Source organism: Cellulomonas triticagri (assembly GCF_003696205.1).
GTDB classification, from domain to species: domain Bacteria; phylum Actinomycetota; class Actinomycetes; order Actinomycetales; family Cellulomonadaceae; genus Cellulomonas; species Cellulomonas triticagri.
The window spans coordinates 44,102-65,841 of sequence record NZ_RFFI01000004.1 but is presented as its reverse complement, the minus strand read 5'-3'; the positions used below and the strand labels follow the sequence as shown (position 1 = coordinate 65,841).

13 protein-coding genes are annotated in these 21,740 nt (G+C 71.3%); all 13 read left to right on the top strand.

All coding sequences use genetic code 11. From position 1 onward, the window contains the following. Positions 1 to 1,083 (top strand): M15 family metallopeptidase (locus EBM89_RS01590; RefSeq protein WP_199731932.1); only part of this gene is annotated, 1,083 nt, incomplete at its 5' end. A gap of 91 nt (positions 1,084 to 1,174) precedes the next feature. Continuing rightward, positions 1,175 to 1,615 (top strand): OsmC family peroxiredoxin, encoded by a 441-nt coding sequence (locus EBM89_RS01585; protein WP_122147707.1) that lies wholly within the window; start codon positions 1,175 to 1,177, stop codon positions 1,613 to 1,615. Positions 1,616 to 1,798: 183 nt separating this feature from the next. Further along, a complete protein-coding gene (locus EBM89_RS01580; protein ID WP_233571469.1) occupies positions 1,799 to 4,675 on the top strand; it encodes an FAD-binding and (Fe-S)-binding domain-containing protein in 2,877 nt (958 codons plus the stop codon). A gap of 441 nt (positions 4,676 to 5,116) precedes the next feature. Further along, entirely contained in the window at positions 5,117 to 5,647 is a 531-nt protein-coding gene (gene rplJ, locus EBM89_RS01575) for a 50S ribosomal protein L10 (RefSeq protein WP_122147705.1), read from the top strand. Positions 5,648 to 5,728: 81 nt separating this feature from the next. After that, positions 5,729 to 6,121 (top strand): 50S ribosomal protein L7/L12, encoded by a 393-nt coding sequence (rplL, locus tag EBM89_RS01570; RefSeq protein WP_122147704.1) that lies wholly within the window; start codon positions 5,729 to 5,731, stop codon positions 6,119 to 6,121. Between the two features lie 433 nt (positions 6,122 to 6,554). Then, the gene (gene rpoB, locus EBM89_RS01560; RefSeq protein ID WP_122147702.1) at positions 6,555 to 10,061 is read left to right on the top strand and encodes a DNA-directed RNA polymerase subunit beta; all 3,507 of its coding nucleotides are present in this window, start codon (positions 6,555 to 6,557) and stop codon (positions 10,059 to 10,061) included. Positions 10,062 to 10,177: 116 nt separating this feature from the next. Further along, positions 10,178 to 14,047, top strand: coding sequence for a DNA-directed RNA polymerase subunit beta' (locus tag EBM89_RS01555; protein WP_122147701.1), 3,870 nt, complete (start codon positions 10,178 to 10,180; stop codon positions 14,045 to 14,047). Between the two features lie 468 nt (positions 14,048 to 14,515). Further along, entirely contained in the window at positions 14,516 to 14,884 is a 369-nt protein-coding gene (gene rpsL / locus EBM89_RS01550) for a 30S ribosomal protein S12 (RefSeq protein ID WP_122147700.1), read from the top strand. 4 nt (positions 14,885 to 14,888) lie between these two features. Next, positions 14,889 to 15,359 carry a 30S ribosomal protein S7 gene (rpsG, locus tag EBM89_RS01545; protein WP_122147699.1) on the top strand — a complete coding sequence of 157 codons (471 nt, stop codon included), beginning with the start codon at positions 14,889 to 14,891 and terminating at the stop codon, positions 15,357 to 15,359. A gap of 42 nt (positions 15,360 to 15,401) precedes the next feature. After that, complete coding sequence (gene fusA, locus EBM89_RS01540; RefSeq protein WP_122147698.1) at positions 15,402 to 17,519, top strand: elongation factor G; 2,118 nt, start codon at positions 15,402 to 15,404, stop codon at positions 17,517 to 17,519. 122 nt (positions 17,520 to 17,641) lie between these two features. Further along, positions 17,642 to 18,832: an elongation factor Tu gene (gene tuf, locus EBM89_RS01535; RefSeq protein ID WP_122147697.1), complete on the top strand. Its 1,191-nt coding sequence runs from the start codon at positions 17,642 to 17,644 to the stop codon at positions 18,830 to 18,832. A 214-nt stretch (positions 18,833 to 19,046) separates the two neighbouring features. Further along, on the top strand, positions 19,047 to 20,666 hold the full coding sequence (locus EBM89_RS01530) for a methyl-accepting chemotaxis protein (RefSeq protein WP_122147696.1): 1,620 nt from the start codon (positions 19,047 to 19,049) through the stop codon (positions 20,664 to 20,666). A gap of 137 nt (positions 20,667 to 20,803) precedes the next feature. Next, a complete protein-coding gene (locus EBM89_RS01525; RefSeq protein WP_122147695.1) occupies positions 20,804 to 21,721 on the top strand; it encodes a type IV toxin-antitoxin system AbiEi family antitoxin domain-containing protein in 918 nt (305 codons plus the stop codon). The last annotated feature ends 19 nt before the right edge of the window (positions 21,722 to 21,740 follow it).

The window sequence follows — 21,740 nt, the reverse complement described above, 5'->3', positions numbered from 1 at the left end:
GCCGTCGCGGTGAGCCTCGCCCTCGGCGTGGGCGCCTTCACGCTCACCCCCGCCCCGGCCGCCCGCACCGAGGCGGCCGAGGTGACCGCGCCCGACGAGGCGCCCGCCGCCGGGACCGCCCCGCTCACGGTCGAGGTCGTCCAGGCGCGGCAGGACGCCGTGGTGCTGGCGAGCACGGCCGTCCGCGACGCGGGCAGCGCGACGGCGGACGCGGTCGCGTCGGCCGTGCCCGCGGAGCGGGTCGCCGCGCTGGCGACGGCGGTCGCGGAGCTCGACACGCTCATCGCGACGACGCAGGCCGAGCAGCCCGCGCTGACCGCCCTGCGGCCCGCCGAGCAGCCCGCCCCCGTCCTCGCGGGCGAGTCCCTGGCCGACGCCGTCGCGGACGCGAGCGCCGACGCGCAGGCGGACGCCGCCGCCGAGCAGGGCGCCACCTCCACCTCGGACGACGTGGCCGGTGCCGGCACGGCCGAGGGCACCGCGCCGACCGTCGCCGTCTCGCCGTCCGCCGCCGCCGACGAGCCCGACGCGGACCCCGCGGCGACGCTGCTGGCCGCGCAGGTCGAGCGGGTCGCGACGCTGACCGCCGAGCTCCAGGTCGTCACCCAGCAGACCCAGGAGGCCGCGGCCGCCGCTGCCGCCGCCGCGGAGGCCGCCCGCAAGGAGGCGCAGCGCACCTCGCTCGACTCCTACGACAACGGCCAGATCCCCGCGTCCGCGCTGTGCGAGCTCGACTTCGCCCCCGGGCAGCAGCTGCGCTGCGACGCGGCCGAGGCGCTGGAGCAGCTGAACGTCGAGTTCGCCGCCGCCTTCGGCACGAACCTGGTGATCACCGACTCGTACCGGTCGTACAGCCAGCAGGTCGCGTGCCGCCGCCAGAAGGGCAGCCTGTGCGCCACGCCGGGAACCTCGAACCACGGCGGCGGTGTCGCGGTGGACCTCGGCGGGCGCGCGTACTCGTTCGGCACGGACCAGCACGACTGGATGCTCGCGAACGCCGAGCGGTTCGGCTGGACGCTGCCGTCGTGGGCCCGGGCGACGGGCTCGAAGCCGGAGCCGTGGCACTGGGAGTTCGTGGGCTGAGCAGGCGCGTGCGCCCGTGCGGGTCGCGACCTACGGTGGGGCCGGGGGTGGTCGTCCGGCCGCCCTCCCCGTCTGGTGAGGAGCCGCAGAGATGCCCACACGTACCGCACGCACCGCCTGGAACGGCACGCTGGAGGCCGGCGGCGGCCAGGTGGAGCTCACGAGCTCGAAGGTCGGCACCTACGACGTGTCGTTCCCGAAGCGCGCGGCCGACGAGGCCGGTGGCACGACCAGCCCCGAGGAGCTGATCGCCGCCGCGCACTCGTCCTGCTACGCGATGCAGCTGTCCGCGCTGATCGGCGAGGCCGGCGGCACGCCGGAGGCCCTGGAGGTCTCCGCCGACGTCACCCTCAGCCCGGACCCGGCCGGCGGGTTCCGGATCAGCGGGATCGCCCTGAAGGTCCGCGGAGAGGTCTCCGGCCTGGACGAGGCCGGGTTCCTGAAGGCCGCGCAGGACGCCAAGGCCACCTGCCCGGTGAGCAAGGCCCTGACCGGCACCGAGATCACCCTGGACGCCGCGCTGGAGTCCTGACCGGCTTCCTGCTCGCGCCGACGCCCCCGCCGCCCCCACCGGGCGACGGGGGCGTTCGCGTGGTGGACGGCGGCGCGCACCGCCGGAGGCGGTGGAACACTGACCGGCGTGACGACCGCCACGTCCCTCCCCCCGGGCGGTGGGCCCGCCCCCGCCGCCGAGCCCGCCGCGTCCGCCGCCGAGCTGGTCCGCGCGCTGCGGTCCGCGGTCGCGGGCGGCGTCGACGACTCGACCCGCCGCCGCGCCGAGTACTCCACCGACGCGTCCAACTACCGCGTCGTCCCGTCCGTCGTGGTGTTCCCGCGCGACGTGGACGACGCCCTCGCGGCCCTGGAGGTCGCCCGCGGGCTCGGCACGCCCGTGACGTCCCGCGGTGGCGGCACGTCCGTGGCGGGCAACGCCGTCGGCACCGGCGTCGTCCTCGACTGGTCGCGGCACGTGAACCGGGTGCGGGAGATCGACCCGGAGGCCCGCACCGCGCGCGTCGACCCGGGCGTGGTGATGGCCGCGCTGCAGCGCGAGGCCGCGCCGCACGGCCTGCGGTTCGGCCCGGACCCGTCGACCCAGGCGCGCGCGACCCTCGGCGGCATGATCGGCAACAACGCCTGCGGGCCGCGCGCGGTGGCGTACGGACGCACGGCGGACAACGTGCTGGAGCTCGACGTGGTCGACGGCCGCGGCCGCCGGTTCACCGCCGGCAAGGGCCTCGACCCCGTGCCGGGCCTGGACGCGCTGGTGCGGGCCGAGATGGCGACGCTGCGCACCGAGCTCGGCCGGTTCGGGCGGCAGGTGTCCGGGTACTCGCTGGAGCACCTGCTGCCGGAGAACGGCGCCGACCTCGCCAAGGCCCTGGTCGGCACCGAGGGCACCGTGGTGACGCTGCTCGGCGCGACCGTGCGGCTGGTGCCGGTGTCCGCCGCGCCGGTGCTGGTCGTGCTCGGCTACCCGGACATGGCGACCGCCGCGGACGCCGTCCCCGCGCTGCTCGCCCACCGGCCGCTCGCCATCGAGGGCATGGACGCCCGCCTGGTCGACGTCGTCCGCCGCGTCAAGGGCGCCGCGGCCGTGCCGCCGCTGCCCGAGGGCGCGGGCTGGATGATGGTCGAGGTCGGCGGCGACACCCTGGACGAGGCGCTGGAGCGCGCGCACGCGCTCGCCGCCGACGCCGGGACCCGCGCGGTCGGCGTGTTCCCGCCCGGCCCCGAGGCCGCCGCGATGTGGCGGATCCGCGAGGACGGCGCCGGGCTCGGCGGCCGCACCCCGTCCGGCGAGCAGGCCTGGCCCGGGTTCGAGGACTCCGCCGTGCCGCCCGAGCGGCTGGGCGCGTACCTGCGCGACCTCGAGGCCCTCATGGCCACGCACGGCGTCGACGGCCTCGCGTACGGGCACTTCGGCGACGGCTGCGTGCACCTGCGGCTCGACGTGCCCATGGAGCGCTCCGGCGACCCGCTGCGCGCGTTCATGACGGACGCCGCGCACCTGGTCGCGTCGCACGGCGGCTCGCTGTCCGGCGAGCACGGCGACGGGCGGGCCCGCTCCGAGCTGCTGCCGGTCATGTACTCCGAGCGGGCCATCGCCGCGTTCGGCGCGTTCAAGGACCTGCTCGACCCCGACGACCTGCTCAACCCCGGCGTGCTGGTCCGCCCGCGCCCGCTGGACGCGGACCTGCGCCGACCGCACGCGCACCCGCTGCCCGCGTCCCGCGGCGGCTTCGCGTTCGAGCACGACGGCGGGGACTTCACCACGGCCGTGCACCGGTGCGTGGGCGTCGGCAAGTGCCGCGCCGACTCCTCGGCCGCGGGCGGGTTCATGTGCCCGTCCTACCTCGCGACCCGCGACGAGAAGGACAGCACCCGGGGCCGGGCGCGCGTGCTGCAGGAGATGGCCAACGGCACGCTGGTGTCGCGCGGCTGGTCCTCCCCGGAGGTGCACGAGGCCCTCGACCTCTGCCTGTCCTGCAAGGCGTGCTCCTCGGACTGCCCGGCCGGCGTCGACATGGCGCAGTACAAGGCCGAGGCCCTGCACCAGACGTACCGGGGTCGGCTGCGCCCCGTGAACCACTACGCCCTCGGCTGGCTGCCCCGCTGGACGCGCCTGGTCACCGGCATCCCCGGCCTCGCGCGGGTCGCGAACGCCGTGCTCGGCGTGCGCCCGCTGGCGAAGGTCGTGCTCCGGCTCGGCGGCATGGACACCCGGCGGAAGATGGTCGACTTCTCCCCGGCGCCGTTCCGGTCGCGGGTGCGCCGGGGCGAGGTCGACGTCCGGCGCGGGCACGTCCCCGGGGGGCGTCCGGCGACCTCCGACGGCACGACGCTGTCGGTCTCCGGGACGTCGGGGCGTCCGCCGGTGCTGCTGTGGACGGACTCGTTCAGCGACGCGCTCGCCCCGTCCATCCCCGTGGCCGCCGTCCGGGTGCTCCGGGACGCCGGGTACGAGGTGGTCGTCCCCGACCACGACGCCTGCTGCGGCCTGACCTGGATCTCCACCGGTCAGCTCGACGGGGCCCGCAAGCGCCTCACCCACCTGCTCGAGGTGCTCGGCCCGTACGCCGTCAACGGCGTGCCGATCGTGGGCCTGGAGCCGTCCTGCACCGCGGTGCTGCGCTCCGACCTGCTCGACCTGCTGCCCGACGACCCGCGCGCCGTCGCGGTCGCCCGCGCGACCCGGACGCTCGCCGAGCTGCTCACGGCGCCCGCGCCGATCGGGCCGGGGGAGCGGTGGACCCCGCCGGACCTCTCCGACGTGACGGCCGTCGTGCAGCCGCACTGCCACCACCACGCGGTGATGACGTACACCCCGGACCAGGCGCTGCTGCGCGACGCCGGGGCGTCGTTCTCGACGCTCGCGGGCTGCTGCGGCCTGGCGGGGAACTTCGGCATGGAGAAGGGGCACTACGACGTGTCCGTGCAGGTCGCCGAGCACGCGCTGCTGCCCGCGCTGCGGGACGCCGCCCCGGGGGACGTCTTCCTCGCCGACGGGTACTCGTGCCGCACCCAGGCCGACCAGCTCGCCGGGGTCCAGGGCGTGCACCTCGCGGAGCTCCTGGCGGCGCGCTTGTAGGACGCGGTGCGCACGTGCGGCGGTGCGACGGCCCGGGCGGCGGTGCGTCGGCCCGTGCGGCGAGGTCGTCACTCGTCGACGAGGTCGTCACATCCGATGTGACGGCCTCGTCCGCGTGTGACGACCTCGGCCTCCGGCGCGGCCCCCGGATGCCGGGCATGCGCCGGGGCCCGGGCGGATTTGGGGATCGTGGCGACCGTGCCGTAGTCTGGTCGCTGCCCAAGACCGCAGGTCGTCGGCTCCCGTGCTCGTCCCGCCTCCGCGGGGCGCGTCCAGGGGCCGCCCGAAGTCCCGCTCCGGCGGAGACCCGCGCAGGTGACGAAGTTCGATGGTGGCACGCGACAGCGTGCGTCCCGCGAGCCCCGGCGCCGGCGCCGGGGCTCTTCTCGTGTTCGGGGTCGAGGACGACGACCGGCGGCACCACCATTCGGAAGGATTGCCATGGCGAGGCCGGACAAGGCAGCCGCTGTCGCAGAGCTCGCGGACCAGTTCCGCGAGTCGAACGCGGCCGTGCTGACCGAGTACCGCGGGCTCACCGTCGCGCAGCTCAAGACGCTGCGTCGGTCGCTCAGCGGCAACGCGAACTACGCCGTGGTGAAGAACACGCTGACCGCCATCGCGGCCAAGGAAGCCGGGATCGAGGGGATCTCCGACGAGCTCAAGGGCCCGTCCGCGATCGCCTTCGTCACCGGTGACCCGGTCGAGGCGGCCAAGGGTCTGCGTGACTTCGCCAAGGCGAACCCCGCACTGGTCATCAAGGGTGGTGTCCTCGACGGGCGCGCCCTGACCGCTGCGGAGGTCACCAAGCTCGCGGACCTCGAGTCCCGCGAGGTCCTGCTGGCCAAGGCGGCCGGTGCGATGAAGGCCAAGCTGTTCCAGGCGGCTTACCTCTTCACCGCGCCCGCCTCTCAGGCTGTGCGCACCGTCGAGGCCCTGCGGGCCAAGCAGGAGACTGCCGACACCGCTGCCTGAGCCACCCCGGCTCCAGCGCTCCCCACACTGCCCCGCCTGGTCGACGTGACCGGCGCGGACCGAACGGAAGGAACCGCCATCATGGCGAAGCTCACCACCGACGAGCTCATCGAGCAGTTCAAGGGCCTCACCCTCATCGAGCTCTCCGAGTTCGTGAAGGCGTTCGAGGACGTCTTCGAGGTCACCGCCGCGGCCCCGGCCGCCGTGGCCGTCGCCGCCCCCGCCGGCGGTGCCGGTGACGCCGGTGCCGCCGAGGAGGAGAAGTCGGAGTTCGACGTCATCCTCGAGGCCGCTGGTGACAAGAAGATCCAGGTCATCAAGGAGGTGCGCGCCCTGACCTCCCTCGGCCTGAAGGAGGCCAAGGACCTCGTCGACGGCGCCCCGAAGCCCGTCCTCGAGAACGTCGCGAAGGACGCCGCGGACAAGGCGAAGGCCGCCCTCGAGGGCGCCGGCGCCACCGTCACCCTCAAGTGACCCGCTCCGGGCTCAGCGCACTAGCGCGCTGAGACCCGGGACGCCTCAAGCGCAGGCCCGCACCCCCTCGGGGGTGCGGGCCTGCGCTGTGCCCGGCTCGCGTAGGTGCACGAGACACGTCCGGGGTGCCCCCGCTGCGGGCACTCCGGACGTGTCTCGTGCACCCTCGGCGCGGGGGTCGGCGCCGCGCAGGAGTGCGCGCGGGGGAGGGGGCGGCGGGCGGCGCAGCGGGTGCGGCGTGCGCCATAGCACGCCCGCTGGACTTCCGGCCAGTCCTGGACTACGCTAGCGCTTTGCGCTGGCCTGTGCCCGCGACCCCGTATAACCCGCGCCCACCGGCATCGTAGTACGCGATGCACGGGGGTCCGAGGCCGGGGGGTCGCGAACCGCCGGGCCCGCTGCAGGGAACTCGATCTGCTGGGAAGGACCCCTCTTGGCTGCCTCGCGCACCTCCTCCGCAACGTCCGAAGCCATCGCGAACCGTACGATCTCCCGCCGCATCTCCTTCGCCCGGATCGACGAGCCTCTCGAGGTCCCCGACCTCCTCGGGCTCCAGACGGAGAGCTTCGACTGGCTGCTCGGCAACGAGAAGTGGCAGGCCCGGGTCGCCGCCGCTCTCGAGGCCGGCCGGCAGGACGTCCCGGAGACCGCTGGACTGGAGGAGATCTTCGAGGAGATCTCCCCCATCGAGGACTTCGGCGGCACCATGTCGCTGTCGTTCCGCGAGCACCGTTTCGAGCCGCCGAAGTACACGGCCGACGAGTGCAAGGAGAAGGACTTCACCTACGCGGCGCCGCTGTTCGTCACCGCGGAGTTCGTCAACTACACCACCGGTGAGATCAAGTCGCAGACGGTGTTCATGGGCGACTTCCCGCTCATGAGCGAGCGCGGCACGTTCATCATCAACGGCACCGAGCGCGTCGTCGTCTCGCAGCTGGTGCGGTCCCCGGGCGTGTACTTCGAGCGCACCCCGGACAAGACGTCCGACAAGGACGTCTTCACGGTCAAGGTCATCCCGTCCCGCGGGGCCTGGCTCGAGTTCGAGATCGACAAGCGCGACAACGTCGGCGTCCGCGTCGACCGCAAGCGCAAGCAGAACGCCACCGTGCTGCTCAAGGCGCTCGGCATGACCGAGTCGGAGATCCGCGAGGAGTTCGCGCAGTTCCCGGCCGTCATCGACACCCTGGAGAAGGACCACGTCCAGACCCAGGACGAGGCGCTGCTCGACCTGTACCGCAAGATCCGCCCGGGCGAGCCGCCGACCGTCGAGGCCGGCCGCGCGCTGATCGAGAACTTCTACTTCAACCCGAAGCGCTACGACCTCGCGAAGGTCGGCCGCTACAAGCTGAACAAGAAGCTCGGCATCGACGTGCCCCTGGCCGACTCGGTGCTGTCCAAGGACGACATCGTCGCCGCGATCAAGTACGTCGCCGCGCTGCACGCCGACGTCGCGACCCTGCCGGGCACGCGCAACGGCGAGGCCGTCGAGGTCCGCGTCGAGACCGACGACATCGACCACTTCGGCAACCGCCGCATCCGCGCGGTGGGCGAGCTCATCCAGAACCAGGTCCGCACCGGCCTGTCCCGGATGGAGCGCGTCGTGCGCGAGCGCATGACGACCCAGGACGTCGAGGCGATCACGCCGCAGACGCTGATCAACATCCGTCCCGTCGTGGCCTCCATCAAGGAGTTCTTCGGGACGAGCCAGCTGTCGCAGTTCATGGACCAGAACAACCCGCTCGCCGGCCTGACGCACAAGCGTCGTCTGTCCGCGCTGGGCCCGGGTGGTCTGTCCCGCGACCGCGCCGGCATGGAGGTCCGTGACGTCCACCCGTCGCACTACGGCCGCATGTGCCCGATCGAGACCCCTGAGGGCCCGAACATCGGCCTCATCGGCTCGCTCGCGACGTTCGGGCGGATCAACCCGTTCGGCTTCGTCGAGACCCCGTACCGCAAGGTCGAGCACGGTCAGATCACCGACGAGGTGCACTACCTGACCGCCGACGACGAGGACCGTTACGTCATCGCCCAGGCGAACGCGACGATCGACGCCGACGGCCGGTTCGTCGACGACACCGTCCTCGTCCGCGTCAAGGGTGGCGACACCGAGGACGTCCCGGCCGACGTCGTCGACTACATCGACGTCTCGCCGCGCCAGATGGTGTCCGTCGGTACCGCGCTCATCCCGTTCCTCGAGCACGACGACGCCAACCGCGCGCTCATGGGCGCGAACATGCAGCGCCAGGCCGTGCCGCTGGTCCGCTCCGAGGCGCCGCTCGTCGGCACCGGCATGGAGTGGCGCGCGGCGGTCGACGCCGGCGACGTCATCGTCGCGACCAAGGCGGGTGTCGTCACCGAGGTGTCGGCCGACCTGATCACGGTCGCGAACGACGACGCGACGACGAGCACCTACCGCGCCGCGAAGTTCCGCCGCTCCAACCAGGGCACGTCCTACAACCAGCGCGTGCTGGTCGACCAGGGCGCCCGCGTCGAGGTCGGCTCCGTGCTGGCCGACGGCCCGGCCACGGACGAGGGCGAGCTCGCGCTCGGCCGCAACCTGCTGGTCGCGTTCATGTCGTGGGAGGGCCACAACTACGAGGACGCGATCATCCTGTCGCAGCGCCTCGTGCAGGACGACGTCCTGTCCTCGATCCACATCGAGGAGCACGAGGTCGACGCCCGCGACACCAAGCTCGGCCCCGAGGAGATCACGCGGGACATCCCGAACGTCTCCGAGGACGTCCTGGCGGACCTCGACGAGCGCGGCATCATCCGCATCGGCGCCGAGGTCTCCGCGGGCGACGTGCTGGTCGGCAAGGTCACCCCCAAGGGCGAGACCGAGCTGACCCCGGAGGAGCGCCTGCTGCGCGCCATCTTCGGCGAGAAGGCCCGCGAGGTCCGCGACACGTCCCTCAAGGTGCCCCACGGCGAGTCCGGCACGGTCATCGAGGTGCGCACGTTCAACCGCGAGGACGGCGACGAGCTGCCCGCCGGCGTGAACGAGCTCGTCCGGGTGTACATCGCCCAGCGCCGCAAGATCACGGACGGCGACAAGCTCGCCGGCCGTCACGGCAACAAGGGCGTCATCTCGAAGATCCTGCCCGTCGAGGACATGCCGTTCCTCCCGGACGGCACCGCGGTGGACATCGTCCTGAACCCGATGGGTGTCCCGGGCCGCATGAACGTCGGCCAGGTGCTGGAGGTCCACCTCGGGTGGATCGCCAAGCAGGGCTGGAACGTCGAGCTGGCCGAGGGCGACCTGTCGTGGGTCGACCAGGTCCCGGAGATCGCGAAGTCGTCGACGCCCGGCGTGCCGGTCGCGACGCCCGTGTTCGACGGCGTGCCGGAGGAGACCCTGACCGGTCTGCTCGGCTCGACGATCCCGAACCGCGACGGCGAGCGGATGGTCGGTCCCGACGGCAAGGCCCGCCTGTTCGACGGCCGCTCCGGCGAGCCGTTCCCGGACCCGGTGGCCGTCGGCTACATGTACATCCTCAAGCTGCACCACCTCGTGGACGACAAGATCCACGCCCGGTCGACCGGCCCGTACTCGATGATCACGCAGCAGCCGCTGGGTGGTAAGGCGCAGTTCGGCGGTCAGCGCTTCGGCGAGATGGAGGTGTGGGCCCTCGAGGCGTACGGCGCGGCCTACACGCTGCAGGAGCTCCTCACCATCAAGTCGGACGACATCCCGGGCCGCGTGAAGGTCTACGAGGCCATCGTCAAGGGCGAGAACATCCCCGACTCGGGCATCCCGGAGTCCTTCAAGGTGCTCCTGAAGGAGATGCAGTCGCTCTGCCTGAACGTCGAGGTGCTGTCGAGCGACGGCGTGTCCATCGACATGCGGGAGAACGACGACGAGGTGTACCGCGCGGCGGAGGAGCTGGGCATCGACCTGTCCCGCCGCCCGAACGCGGCCAGCTCCGTCGACGAGATCTGACGCCGAGCGTCCGCCGGCCCCCCAGGGGGCCGGCGGGCCGCCCGCACCCCTTGCAGCAACTCCATTCCGCCGGTCAGCGCCCCGCGCGACCCGGCAAGCGAAGGAAGTAGGACCCCTTGCTCGACGTCAACGTCTTCGACGAGCTGCGCATCGGCCTGGCCACGGCCGACGACATCCGGACCTGGTCGCACGGCGAGGTCAAGAAGCCCGAGACCATCAACTACCGCACCCTCAAGCCGGAGAAGGACGGGCTCTTCTGCGAGAAGATCTTCGGCCCCACCCGGGACTGGGAGTGCTACTGCGGCAAGTACAAGCGCGTGCGCTTCAAGGGCATCATCTGCGAGCGCTGCGGCGTCGAGGTGACCCGTTCCAAGGTGCGTCGTGAGCGCATGGGCCACATCGAGCTGGCCGCGCCCGTCACGCACATCTGGTTCTTCAAGGGCGTGCCCTCGCGCCTCGGCTACCTGCTGGACCTCGCCCCGAAGGACCTCGAGAAGGTCATCTACTTCGCGGCCTACATGATCACGTGGGTCGACGTCGAGGGTCGCCAGGAGGACCTCCCGAACCTCCAGAACGAGATCGACCTGGAGCGCAAGGAGTACGTCGACCGCCGCGACGACGCCATCAACACCCGCGCCCAGAAGCTCGAGGCCGACCTGGCCGAGCTCGAGGCCGAGGGCGCCAAGGCCGACGCGCGCCGCAAGGTGCGCGACTCCGCCGACCGCGAGATGGCGCAGATCCGCAAGCGCTCCGACGCCGAGATCGACCGCCTGGACCAGATCTGGGACCGCTTCAAGAACCTCAAGGTCGCCGACCTCGAGGGCGACGAGCTGCTGTACCGCCAGCTCCAGGACCGGTTCGGCAACTACTTCGAGGGCTCGATGGGCGCCGCGGCGATCCAGAAGCGCCTGGAGTCCTTCGACCTCGAGGCCGAGTCCGAGAACCTGCGCGAGATCATCCAGACGGGCAAGGGCCAGCGCAAGACCCGCGCCCTGAAGCGCCTCAAGGTCGTCAACGCGTTCCTCACCACGACCAACTCGCCCACGGGCATGGTCCTGGACGCCGTCCCGGTCATCCCGCCGGACCTGCGTCCGATGGTGCAGCTCGACGGCGGCCGCTTCGCGACCTCCGACCTGAACGACCTGTACCGCCGCGTCATCAACCGGAACAACCGCCTCAAGCGGCTCCTGGACCTGGGCGCGCCGGAGATCATCGTCAACAACGAGAAGCGGATGCTCCAGGAGGCCGTGGACTCGCTGTTCGACAACGGCCGTCGTGGTCGCCCGGTGACGGGCCCCGGCAACCGTCCGCTGAAGTCGATCTCCGACATGCTCAAGGGCAAGCAGGGCCGGTTCCGCCAGAACCTGCTCGGCAAGCGCGTCGACTACTCGGGCCGTTCGGTCATCGTCGTCGGCCCGCAGCTCAAGCTGCACCAGTGCGGTCTGCCCAAGCAGATGGCGCTCGAGCTGTTCAAGCCGTTCGTGATGAAGCGCCTGGTCGACCTGAACCACGCGCAGAACATCAAGTCGGCCAAGCGCATGGTCGAGCGTGCCCGCCCGGTCGTGTGGGACGTGCTCGAGGAGGTCATCACCGAGCACCCCGTGCTGCTGAACCGTGCGCCCACGCTGCACCGTCTGGGCATCCAGGCGTTCGAGCCCCAGCTGGTCGAGGGCAAGGCGATCCACCTGCACCCGCTCGTCTGCGGCGCGTTCAACGCCGACTTCGACGGCGACCAGATGGCCGTGCACCTGCCGCTGAGCGCGGAGGCGCAGGCCGAGGCCCGCCTGCTCATGCTGTCGAGCAACAACATCCTCAAGCCGTCGGACGGCCGTCCGGTGACCATGCCCTCGCAGGACATGATCATCGGCCTGTTCCACCTGACGTCGGACAAGGACGAGGCGCTCGGCGCCGGTCGCGCGTTCTCCTCGGTCTCCGAGGCGATCATGGCGTTCGACCAGGGCAGCCTGGACCTCAACGCGGTCGTCAAGATCCGCATGGAGGAGCTGGTGTTCGGCGCCGGCCAGGAGCCCGAGGGCTTCGTGGACGGCGAGCCGTTCCTGTTCGAGACCTCGCTCGGCCGGGCCCTGTTCAACGAGCTGCTGCCCGTGGACTACCCGTACGAGAACGGCGTCGTCGACAAGAAGCGCCTCTCGGTCATCGTCAACGACCTGGCCGAGCGGTACCCGAAGGTCGAGGTCGCCGCGTCGCTCGACGCCCTGAAGGAGGCCGGCTTCCGCTGGGCCACCCGCTCGGGCGTCACCATCGCCATCTCCGACGTGGCGGCGACGAACGACAAGGCCGAGATCCTCGCGGAGCACGAGGCGCGCGCGGCGAAGGTGCAGGGCCAGTACGACAAGGGCCTCATCACCGACGACGAGCGTCGTCAGGAGCTCATCGAGATCTGGACCCAGGCCACCGACAAGGTCGCCAAGTCCATGCAGGAGAACTTCTCCGCCCGCAACACCGTGTTCCGCATGGTCGGCTCCGGTGCGCGTGGTAACTGGATGCAGGTCCGGCAGATCGCCGGTATGCGTGGTCTCGTGGCGAACCCGAAGGGCGAGATCATCCCCCGCCCGATCAAGGCGAACTACCGCGAGGGCCTGTCGGTCCTCGAGTACTTCATCGCCACGCACGGTGCCCGCAAGGGTCTGGCGGACACCGCGCTGCGGACCGCCGACTCGGGCTACCTGACCCGTCGTCTGGTCGACGTGTCGCAGGACGTCATCGTCCGCGAGGAGGACTGCGGCACCGAGCGCGGCCTCACCATGCCGATCGGCGTCCCGGGGACGGGTGGCGCGCTGCGCCGCCACGACAAGGTGGAGACCTCGGTCTTCTCCCGCACCCTGGCCACCGACGCGGAGATCGACGGCGAGATCATCGGTCGAGCCGGCGAGGACATCGGCGACGTGCTGCTGGACCGCCTGCTGGCGGCCGGCGTCGAGTCGCTCAAGGTCCGCTCCGTGCTGACCTGCGAGTCCCGCGTGGGCACCTGCGCCAAGTGCTACGGCCGCTCGCTGGCCACCGGCAAGCTCGTCGACATCGGCGAGGCCGTCGGCATCATCGCGGCCCAGTCGATCGGTGAGCCCGGTACCCAGCTGACGATGCGGACCTTCCACACCGGTGGTGTCGCGTCGGCGGAGGACATCACGCAGGGTCTGCCGCGTGTCCAGGAGCTCTTCGAGGCCCGCACCCCCAAGGGTGAGAGCCCCATCGCGGAGTTCTCCGGCCGCATCACGATCGACGAGGCCGACCGGACGCGTCGCATCGTGCTGACGCCGGACGACGGCTCGGAGGAGATCGCCTACCCGATCACCAAGCGCTCGCGCCTGCTGGTCTCGGACGGCGACCACGTCGAGGTCGGCACGCAGCTCGTGCAGGGTGCGGTGGACCCGAAGAAGGTCCTGCGCATCCTCGGTCCCCGCGCCACCCAGAAGCACCTGGTGGACGAGGTCCAGGAGGTCTACAACTCCCAGGGCGTGGACATCCACGACAAGCACATCGAGGTCATCGTGCGGCAGATGCTGCGTCGCGTGACCGTGCTGGACTCCGGGGACACGGACCTGCTGCCGGGCGAGCTCGCCGAGCGCGGCCGCTTCGAGGACGCCAACCGCCGTGCGGTCGCCGAGTCGGGTCAGCCCGCCTCCGGCCGCCCGGAGCTCATGGGCATCACGAAGGCGTCGCTCGCAACGGACTCGTGGCTGTCGGCCGCCTCCTTCCAGGAGACGACCCGCGTCCTCACCGAGGCCGCGATGTCGGGCCGCAGCGACCCGCTGCTGGGCCTCAAGGAGAACGTCATCCTCGGCAAGCTCATCCCCGCCGGTACGGGCCTGCCCCGCTACCACCAGGTGGCGGTCGAGCCGACCGAGGAGGCCAAGGCGGAGCTCTACCCGTCCTTCGGCTACGACGAGATCGACTTCCCCGCCCTGGGCCTCGGCTCGGGCGAGGCGATCCCGCTCGAGGACATCGACTTCGGCGACTTCCGCTGATCTCGAGCTCCTGATCCGACCCGAAGGGGTCCGCCGCGCTGGTCGCGGCGGGCCCCCTCGGGCGTGGGGGACGTGAACCGGTGGTGAACCGCGCACGACCCCGGGAACACCGCGGCCCTGCCGGGTGTTGACCCCCACGAGCCCACCTCCCGGCCCGCCACCCAGTTGCTTTGACGGTGCGCGGACGCACCGGTAACGTGGGACACCGTGCCCGCGCCGTCGGGCCCTCGCGCGCGCTCGACATGGTCGGGCGCAGGCTGGCGAACCCCAGACCGCACCTCAGACCCCGGGAGACCGGGGGCCGGTGTGCGGAGCAGGAGGGGGACGACACGCCCGGGTGCGGGGGTCGGTTCGGGACGCAAGACCCCTCCGGGGTAGTCGCACGACGGGCGACGATCCGGGCCACGCCGGCCGTCCAGGGTGACGGGGAGCCGGTCAGACCAGAGTTCACCTAGCGACGGAGACGTAGTGCCTACGATCCAGCAGCTGGTCCGCAAGGGCCGGACGCCGAAGACGAACAAGTCGAAGACCCCTGCGCTGCAGGGCAGCCCGCAGCGCCGCGGCGTCTGCACCCGCGTGTACACGACCACCCCGAAGAAGCCGAACTCGGCTCTCCGGAAGGTCGCGCGCGTCAAGCTCTCCTCGGGCATCGAGGTCACGGCCTACATCCCCGGTGAGGGCCACAACCTGCAGGAGCACTCCATCGTGCTCGTCCGCGGCGGTCGTGTGAAGGACCTCCCCGGTGTGCGGTACAAGATCATCCGTGGCGCGCTGGACACCCAGGGCGTGAAGAACCGTAAGCAGGCGCGCAGCCGCTACGGCGCGAAGAAGGGCTGAACCGATGCCTCGTAAGGGTCCCGCCCCCCGCCGTCCGCTGATCGTCGACCCCGTCTACGGCTCGCCGGTCGTCACGCAGCTCATCAACAAGGTCCTCCTCGACGGCAAGAAGTCCGTCGCCGAGGCCATCGTCTACGGCGCCCTCGAGGGCGTCCGCGAGAAGACCCAGGGCGACCCCGTCGTCGTCCTCAAGCGCGCGCTGGACAACGTCCGCCCGTCGCTCGAGGTCCGCTCGCGTCGTGTCGGTGGCGCGACCTACCAGGTCCCGGTCGAGGTCCGCCCCGTCCGCCAGACCACCCTCGCGCTGCGCTGGCTCACCGACTACTCCCGCGCCCGTCGCGAGAAGACGATGACCGAGCGTCTGATGAACGAGATCCTCGACGCGTCCAACGGCCTCGGCGCCGCGGTGAAGCGTCGCGAGGACATGCACAAGATGGCCGAGTCCAACAAGGCGTTCGCCCACTACCGCTGGTAATCCCAGCAGTAGGGCGGACCCCACTACCGAGGGGCTGAACCTGTGGCACTGGACGTGCTGACGGACCTGAACAAGGTCCGCAACATCGGCATCATGGCGCACATCGATGCCGGCAAGACCACGACGACCGAGCGGATCCTGTACTACACGGGCGTCAACTACAAGATCGGCGAGACCCACGACGGCGCCTCGACGACGGACTGGATGGAGCAGGAGCAGGAGCGTGGCATCACGATCACGTCCGCTGCTGTGACCGCCTTCTGGAACAAGGGCAAGTCGAACGAGACGCAGATCAACGTCATCGACACGCCCGGTCACGTCGACTTCACGGTCGAGGTGGAGCGCTCGCTCCGCGTCCTCGACGGCGCGGTCGCGGTGTTCGACGGCAAGGAGGGCGTGGAGCCCCAGTCGGAGACCGTCTGGCGCCAGGCCGACAAGTACGAGGTCCCCCGCATCTGCTTCGTCAACAAGATGGACAAGCTGGGCGCGGACTTCTACTTCACGGTCGACACCATCGTGAACCGCCTCAAGGCCAAGCCGCTGGTCATCCAGCTGCCGATCGGTGCCGAGAACGACTTCATCGGCGTCGTGGACCTGGTTGAGATGCGCGCGCTCGTGTGGCGCGGCGAGACCGAGATGGGCGCCAAGTACGAGGTCGAGGAGATCCCCGCGGACCTCCAGGACCGCGTCGAGCAGTTCCGCAGCGAGCTGCTCGAGGCCGTCGCCGAGACCGACGACGCCCTCCTCGAGAAGTTCCTCGGCGGTGAGGAGCTCACGGTCGCCGAGATCAAGGCCGGCATCCGCAAGCTCACCATCTCCGGCGAGGCCTTCCCGGTCCTGTGCGGCTCGGCGTTCAAGAACAAGGGCGTCCAGCCCATGCTCGACGCCGTCGTCGACTACCTCCCGTCGCCCCTCGACGTCCCGGCCATCCAGGGCCACGACGTCAAGGACGAGGAGAAGGTCATCGAGCGTCACCCGGACGCCAACGAGCCGTTCTCGGCCCTGGCGTTCAAGATCGCCGCGCACCCGTTCTTCGGCAAGCTCACCTTCATCCGGGTCTACTCGGGCAAGGTCGTGCAGGGCGCCCAGGTCATGAACTCGACCAAGGGCAAGAAGGAGCGCATCGGGAAGATCTTCCAGATGCACGCCAACAAGGAGAACCCGGTCGACGAGGCCACCGCCGGCCACATCTACGCGTTCATCGGCCTGAAGGACGTCACCACCGGTGACACCCTCTGCGCCCTCGACGCGCCGGTGGTCCTCGAGTCCATGACCTTCCCGGAGCCCGTCATCGACGTGGCGATCGAGCCGAAGACCAAGGGCGACCAGGAGAAGCTCTCCACGGCGATCCAGAAGCTCGCCGAGGAGGACCCGACCTTCCGCGTCAAGCTGGACGAGGAGACCGGCCAGACCGTCATCGGCGGCATGGGCGAGCTCCACCTCGACATCCTCGTCGACCGCATGCGTCGCGAGTTCAAGGTCGAGGCCAACGTCGGCAAGCCGCAGGTGGCGTACCGCGAGACGATCCGCCGCACGGTGGAGAAGATCGACTACACGCACAAGAAGCAGACCGGTGGCTCCGGGCAGTTCGCCAAGGTCCAGATGACCTTCGAGCCGCTCGAGTCCGAGGACGGCTCGATGTACGAGTTCGTGAACGCCGTGACCGGTGGTCGCGTGCCTCGCGAGTACATCCCGTCCGTGGACCAGGGCATCCAGTCCGCGATGCAGCTGGGCGTGCTGGCCGGCTTCCCGCTGGTCGGGATCAAGGCCACGCTGCTCGACGGTGCCGCGCACGACGTCGACTCCTCGGAGATGGCGTTCAAGATCGCCGGTTCCATGATCCTCAAGGAGGCCGTCCGCAAGGCGGACCCCGTCCTCCTCGAGCCGATCATGGCCGTCGAGGTCCGGACGCCCGAGGAGTACATGGGTGATGTCATCGGCGACGTGAACTCGCGCCGCGGCATGATCCAGTCCATGGAGGACGCGACGGGCGTGAAGGTGATCCGCGCCCAGGTTCCTCTCTCCGAGATGTTCGGGTACGTCGGTGACCTGCGGTCGAAGACCCAGGGTCGCGCGGTGTACTCGATGCAGTTCGACAGCTACGCCGAGGTTCCTCGGAATGTTGCCGACGAGATCATCAAGAAGACCCGGGGCGAGTAGTCCCACAGGTCGAACCGAGTACGACCAATCAACCCGACCCGTAGGACCGCACGTCCGCGGGGGGCGATGAGCCCCCCCGCATCGTTCGGCAATCTCTACACCAGAGTCCTGAGGAGGACCCAGTGGGCAAGGCGAAGTTCGAGCGGACCAAGCCGCACGTCAACATCGGGACCATCGGTCACGTCGACCACGGCAAGACGACGCTGACCGCTGCCATCTCGAAGGTGCTGCACGACAAGTACCCGGAGCTGAACCCCTTCACGCCGTTCGACGAGATCGACAAGGCGCCCGAGGAGAAGCAGCGCGGCATCACGATCAACATCGCGCACGTCGAGTACCAGACGGAGAAGCGTCACTACGCTCACGTCGACGCGCCGGGTCACGCCGACTACATCAAGAACATGATCACGGGTGCGGCGCAGATGGACGGCGCCATCCTCGTGGTCGCCGCGACGGACGGCCCGATGGCCCAGACGCGTGAGCACGTCCTGCTCGCCCGCCAGGTCGGCGTGCCGTACCTGCTCGTCGCGCTGAACAAGTCCGACATGGTCGAGGACGAGGAGATCCTCGAGCTCGTCGAGATGGAGGTCCGCGAGCTGCTGTCGTCGCAGGGCTTCGACGGCGACGAGGCCCCGGTCATCCGGGTCTCCGGCCTGAAGGCCCTCGAGGGCGACGCCCAGTGGGTCAAGTCGGTCGAGGACCTGCTGGACGCCGTGGACGAGTCCGTCCCGGAGCCGGTCCGTGACATGGACAAGCCGTTCCTCATGCCGATCGAGGACGTCTTCACCATCACCGGTCGTGGCACCGTCGTCACCGGCAAGGTCGACCGCGGCAAGCTGCAGATCAACTCCGAGGTCGAGATCGTCGGCATCCGCCCGGCGCAGAAGACCACGGTCACCGGCATCGAGATGTTCCACAAGCAGATGGACGAGGCGTGGGCCGGCGAGAACTGCGGCCTCCTGCTCCGTGGCACCAAGCGTGAGGACGTCGAGCGCGGCCAGGTCGTCGTGAAGCCGGGCTCGATCACGCCGCACACCGAGTTCGAGGGTCAGGTCTACATCCTGGCCAAGGACGAGGGCGGGCGTCACAACCCGTTCTACTCGAACTACCGTCCGCAGTTCTACTTCCGCACCACCGACGTCACCGGCGTCATCACGCTGCCCGAGGGCACCGAGATGGTCATGCCCGGCGACAACACGGAGATCTCCGTGACGCTGATCCAGCCCATCGCGATGGAGGAGGGCCTCGGCTTCGCCATCCGCGAGGGCGGCCGCACCGTCGGGTCGGGCCGCGTCACCAAGATCATCAAGTGATCTGAGCCCCTCAGGGGCGACGTGATCGACCGGGAGGGCCCGGGTGCTTCGGCACCCGGGCCCTTCTGCCGTTCCCGGGCGGGTGTCGCCCGGACGGGGGAGCGGGGACGCCCGGTCGGAGCAGCGGGGCTGTGACCTGGGGCACGACCGGTCACCCGGCGCCCGGCGCGGACGATGGGACCTTCGTCCCCACCTGCGTCCCGAGGAGTCCGCCGTGCCTGCTGGCCGATCCACCCCCACGCCGTCAGCCCGGTTCTCCGGGATCGCGGCGAAGATCCTGCTGTGCGTCGCCATCATGGGCGCGGTCGCCGTCGCCACGGGTGCGGTCGCCCTCGCGCGCCTCGGGTCCCTGGACCAGCAGATGCAGCGGATCCAGAGCGAGAACGTCACGCGGCTCGACGCGCTGGTCGGCATCCAGCAGTCGCTGGCCGCGACGTACAAGGGCACCATCCGGTACACCACCCCGGGCGAGACCTTCGGGTCGCAGACCGCGCTGCAGCAGACCCTCGACGCCGAGGCCGGGGTCTCGGACTCGTTCGCGGCGTACGCCGCCGTGGTGGACACCGACCCGACGTGGCAGGCCAACGTCGACCGGTTCGACGCCGCCTGGTCCGCGTACCTGGACCTGTTCAACACCGAGGTCCTGGGGCAGACCGCCCCCGCGGGCTACACCTCCCCGGCGCCGACGGCGCTGGTCGCGGCGTTCGACGGCGCCGAGACCGAGCTCGCCGAGGCGGCCGACGCGCTCGGCGAGTACGAGACCACGCTGACCACCGAGGCCTCGGCCGCGGGTCACGCGCAGGCGCAGCAGTCGCAGGTCGTCGTGGTCGTGCTGCTCGTCGTCGGCCTCGCGGGCGCGGTGGTCGCGTCGCTGCTGGTCGGCCGGTCCACCGCGCGCCGCGTCGGCCAGGTCCGGGACGTGCTCGTCGCCCTCGCGGACGGCGACCTCACCGAGCGGCTCGTCCCCGCGGGCTCCGACGAGGTCGGCCAGATGGGCCGCGCCGCCCAGGCCGCGGCCGAGAGCCTGCGCGGCACGGTCTCCACCCTGTCGCAGAGCTCGACCGCGCTGTCCCAGGGCTCCGCGGCGCTGCTGGAGCGCGCCGAGGAGATCGCCGGGACCTCCGAGGCCACCACCGGCCAGACCCGCGCGCTGGGTGTCGCCGCCAAGGACGTGTCCGCCAACGTGCTGACGGTCGCCACGGGTGCCGAGCAGATGGGCGCGGCGATCCGCGAGATCTCGCAGTCCGCGCAGGAGGCCGCGCGCGTCGCCAACCAGGCCGTCGCCACCGCCGAGACCACCAACGCGACCGTCGGCAAGCTCGGCGACTCGTCCGCGGAGATCGGCAACGTCATCAAGGTGATCACCACGATCGCCGAGCAGACCAACCTGCTGGCCCTGAACGCCACCATCGAGGCGGCCCGCGCGGGTGAGGCCGGCAAGGGCTTCGCCGTCGTGGCGAGCGAGGTCAAGGAGCTCGCGCAGGAGACCGCGAAGGCCACCGAGGACATCGCGACGCGTGTCCAGGCCATCCAGGGCGACTCCGCCGACGCGGCCGGCGCCATCGCGGAGATCGCCGAGGTCATCGCCCGCATCAACGACTACCAGGCGACGATCGCCAGCGCCGTCGAGGAGCAGAACGCCACCACGACGGAGATCAGCCGCAGCATCGCCCAGACCGCGGCGGGCGCCACCCAGATCGCCAGCGGCATCGACGACGTCGAGTCCCAGGCCGCGGTCACGTCGGCGAGCGGCGAGGCCACCCGCCAGCAGGCCGAGACCATGGCCACCCTGGCGACCACCCTGGAGCGCGAGGTCACCCGCTTCCGCCTCTGACCCAGGTGCACGAGACACGTCGGGGGTGCCCTCACTGGGGGCACCCCCGACGTGTCTCGTGCACCCGGGGCGGACCGCTCGCAAGCCAACCTGTGGATAACCGGCCTACCCGTGTTTTCGCGCGGGAAGGTGGGCGCGTGGACAGGGACGTGCAGGTGCTGACGCCGGAGGACGAGCCGCGCACCGGGCTCTCGGGCGAGGACCTGCGGGATGCGCGCGACGCCGGGTCGCTCGTGCGCGTGCGGTACGGGGCCTACGCGGACGCGGACGGGTGGGCGGCGCTGGACGCCGACGGCCGCTACCGCGCCCTAGTGGTCGCCGCGTCCCGGCGGATGCGGCGCGCGGTCTTCAGCCACGCGTCCGCGGCCGCCCTGTGGCGGCTGCCGCGCCTGGGCGCCTGGCCGCAGTTCGTCGAGGTGCTCGTCGGGGCGTCCTCGACCGTGCGGTCGTCGCGCGGCGTCGTCCGGCACCGGACGGCACGTCGGCCCGCCGTCGTGCTCCAGGGCGGCGTGCACGTGACGGAGGCCGCGCGCACCGTCGTCGACCTGGCCCGCCGCGACCGGTTCGCCGGGGCCCTCGTGGCCGCGGACCACGCGTTGCGTACCGGCATCGCCACGCCGGACGAGCTGCGGCGGGAGTCGGAGGCCGCAGGGGGCGAGCCCGGCGTGCGCCGCGCCCGTCGGGTGGTCACGGAGGCACGCGCGGAGGCGGAGTCGCCGGGGGAGTCGCTGAGCCGTGCGCGCATGATCGAGCTCGGCGTGCCGCCACCGGTGCTCCAGCACGAGCTCCGTGACGCCGACGGCCTCGTCGCGCGGGTCGACTTCTGGTGGGAGCATCTCGGCCTCGTCGGAGAGTTCGACGGTCGCCTGAAGTACCGGACGGACGGCGTGCCCGACCGCCGCGCGGTCGAGGATCGGCTCTGGGCCGAGAAGCAGCGCGAGGACAGGATCCGTGCGCTGGGCCTACGGGTGGTGCGGTGGACCTGGGCGGACGCCCTGGACACCCCCCGCCTGGCGACCCGCCTCGCCACGGCCGGCCTCCGCCCGGCACCGTGACCACGACGGTGCACGAGAC

Excerpts from the sequence above, each read along its gene's own strand:
- EBM89_RS01585 (WP_122147707.1), top strand. The coding sequence starts at position 1,175 with ATGCCCACACGTACCGCACGCACCGCCTGGAACGGCACGCTGGAGGCC.
- rplJ (WP_122147705.1), top strand. The coding sequence starts at position 5,117 with ATGGCGAGGCCGGACAAGGCAGCCGCTGTCGCAGAGCTCGCGGACCAG.
- rplL (WP_122147704.1), top strand. The coding sequence starts at position 5,729 with ATGGCGAAGCTCACCACCGACGAGCTCATCGAGCAGTTCAAGGGCCTC.
- rpsG (WP_122147699.1), top strand. The coding sequence starts at position 14,889 with ATGCCTCGTAAGGGTCCCGCCCCCCGCCGTCCGCTGATCGTCGACCCC.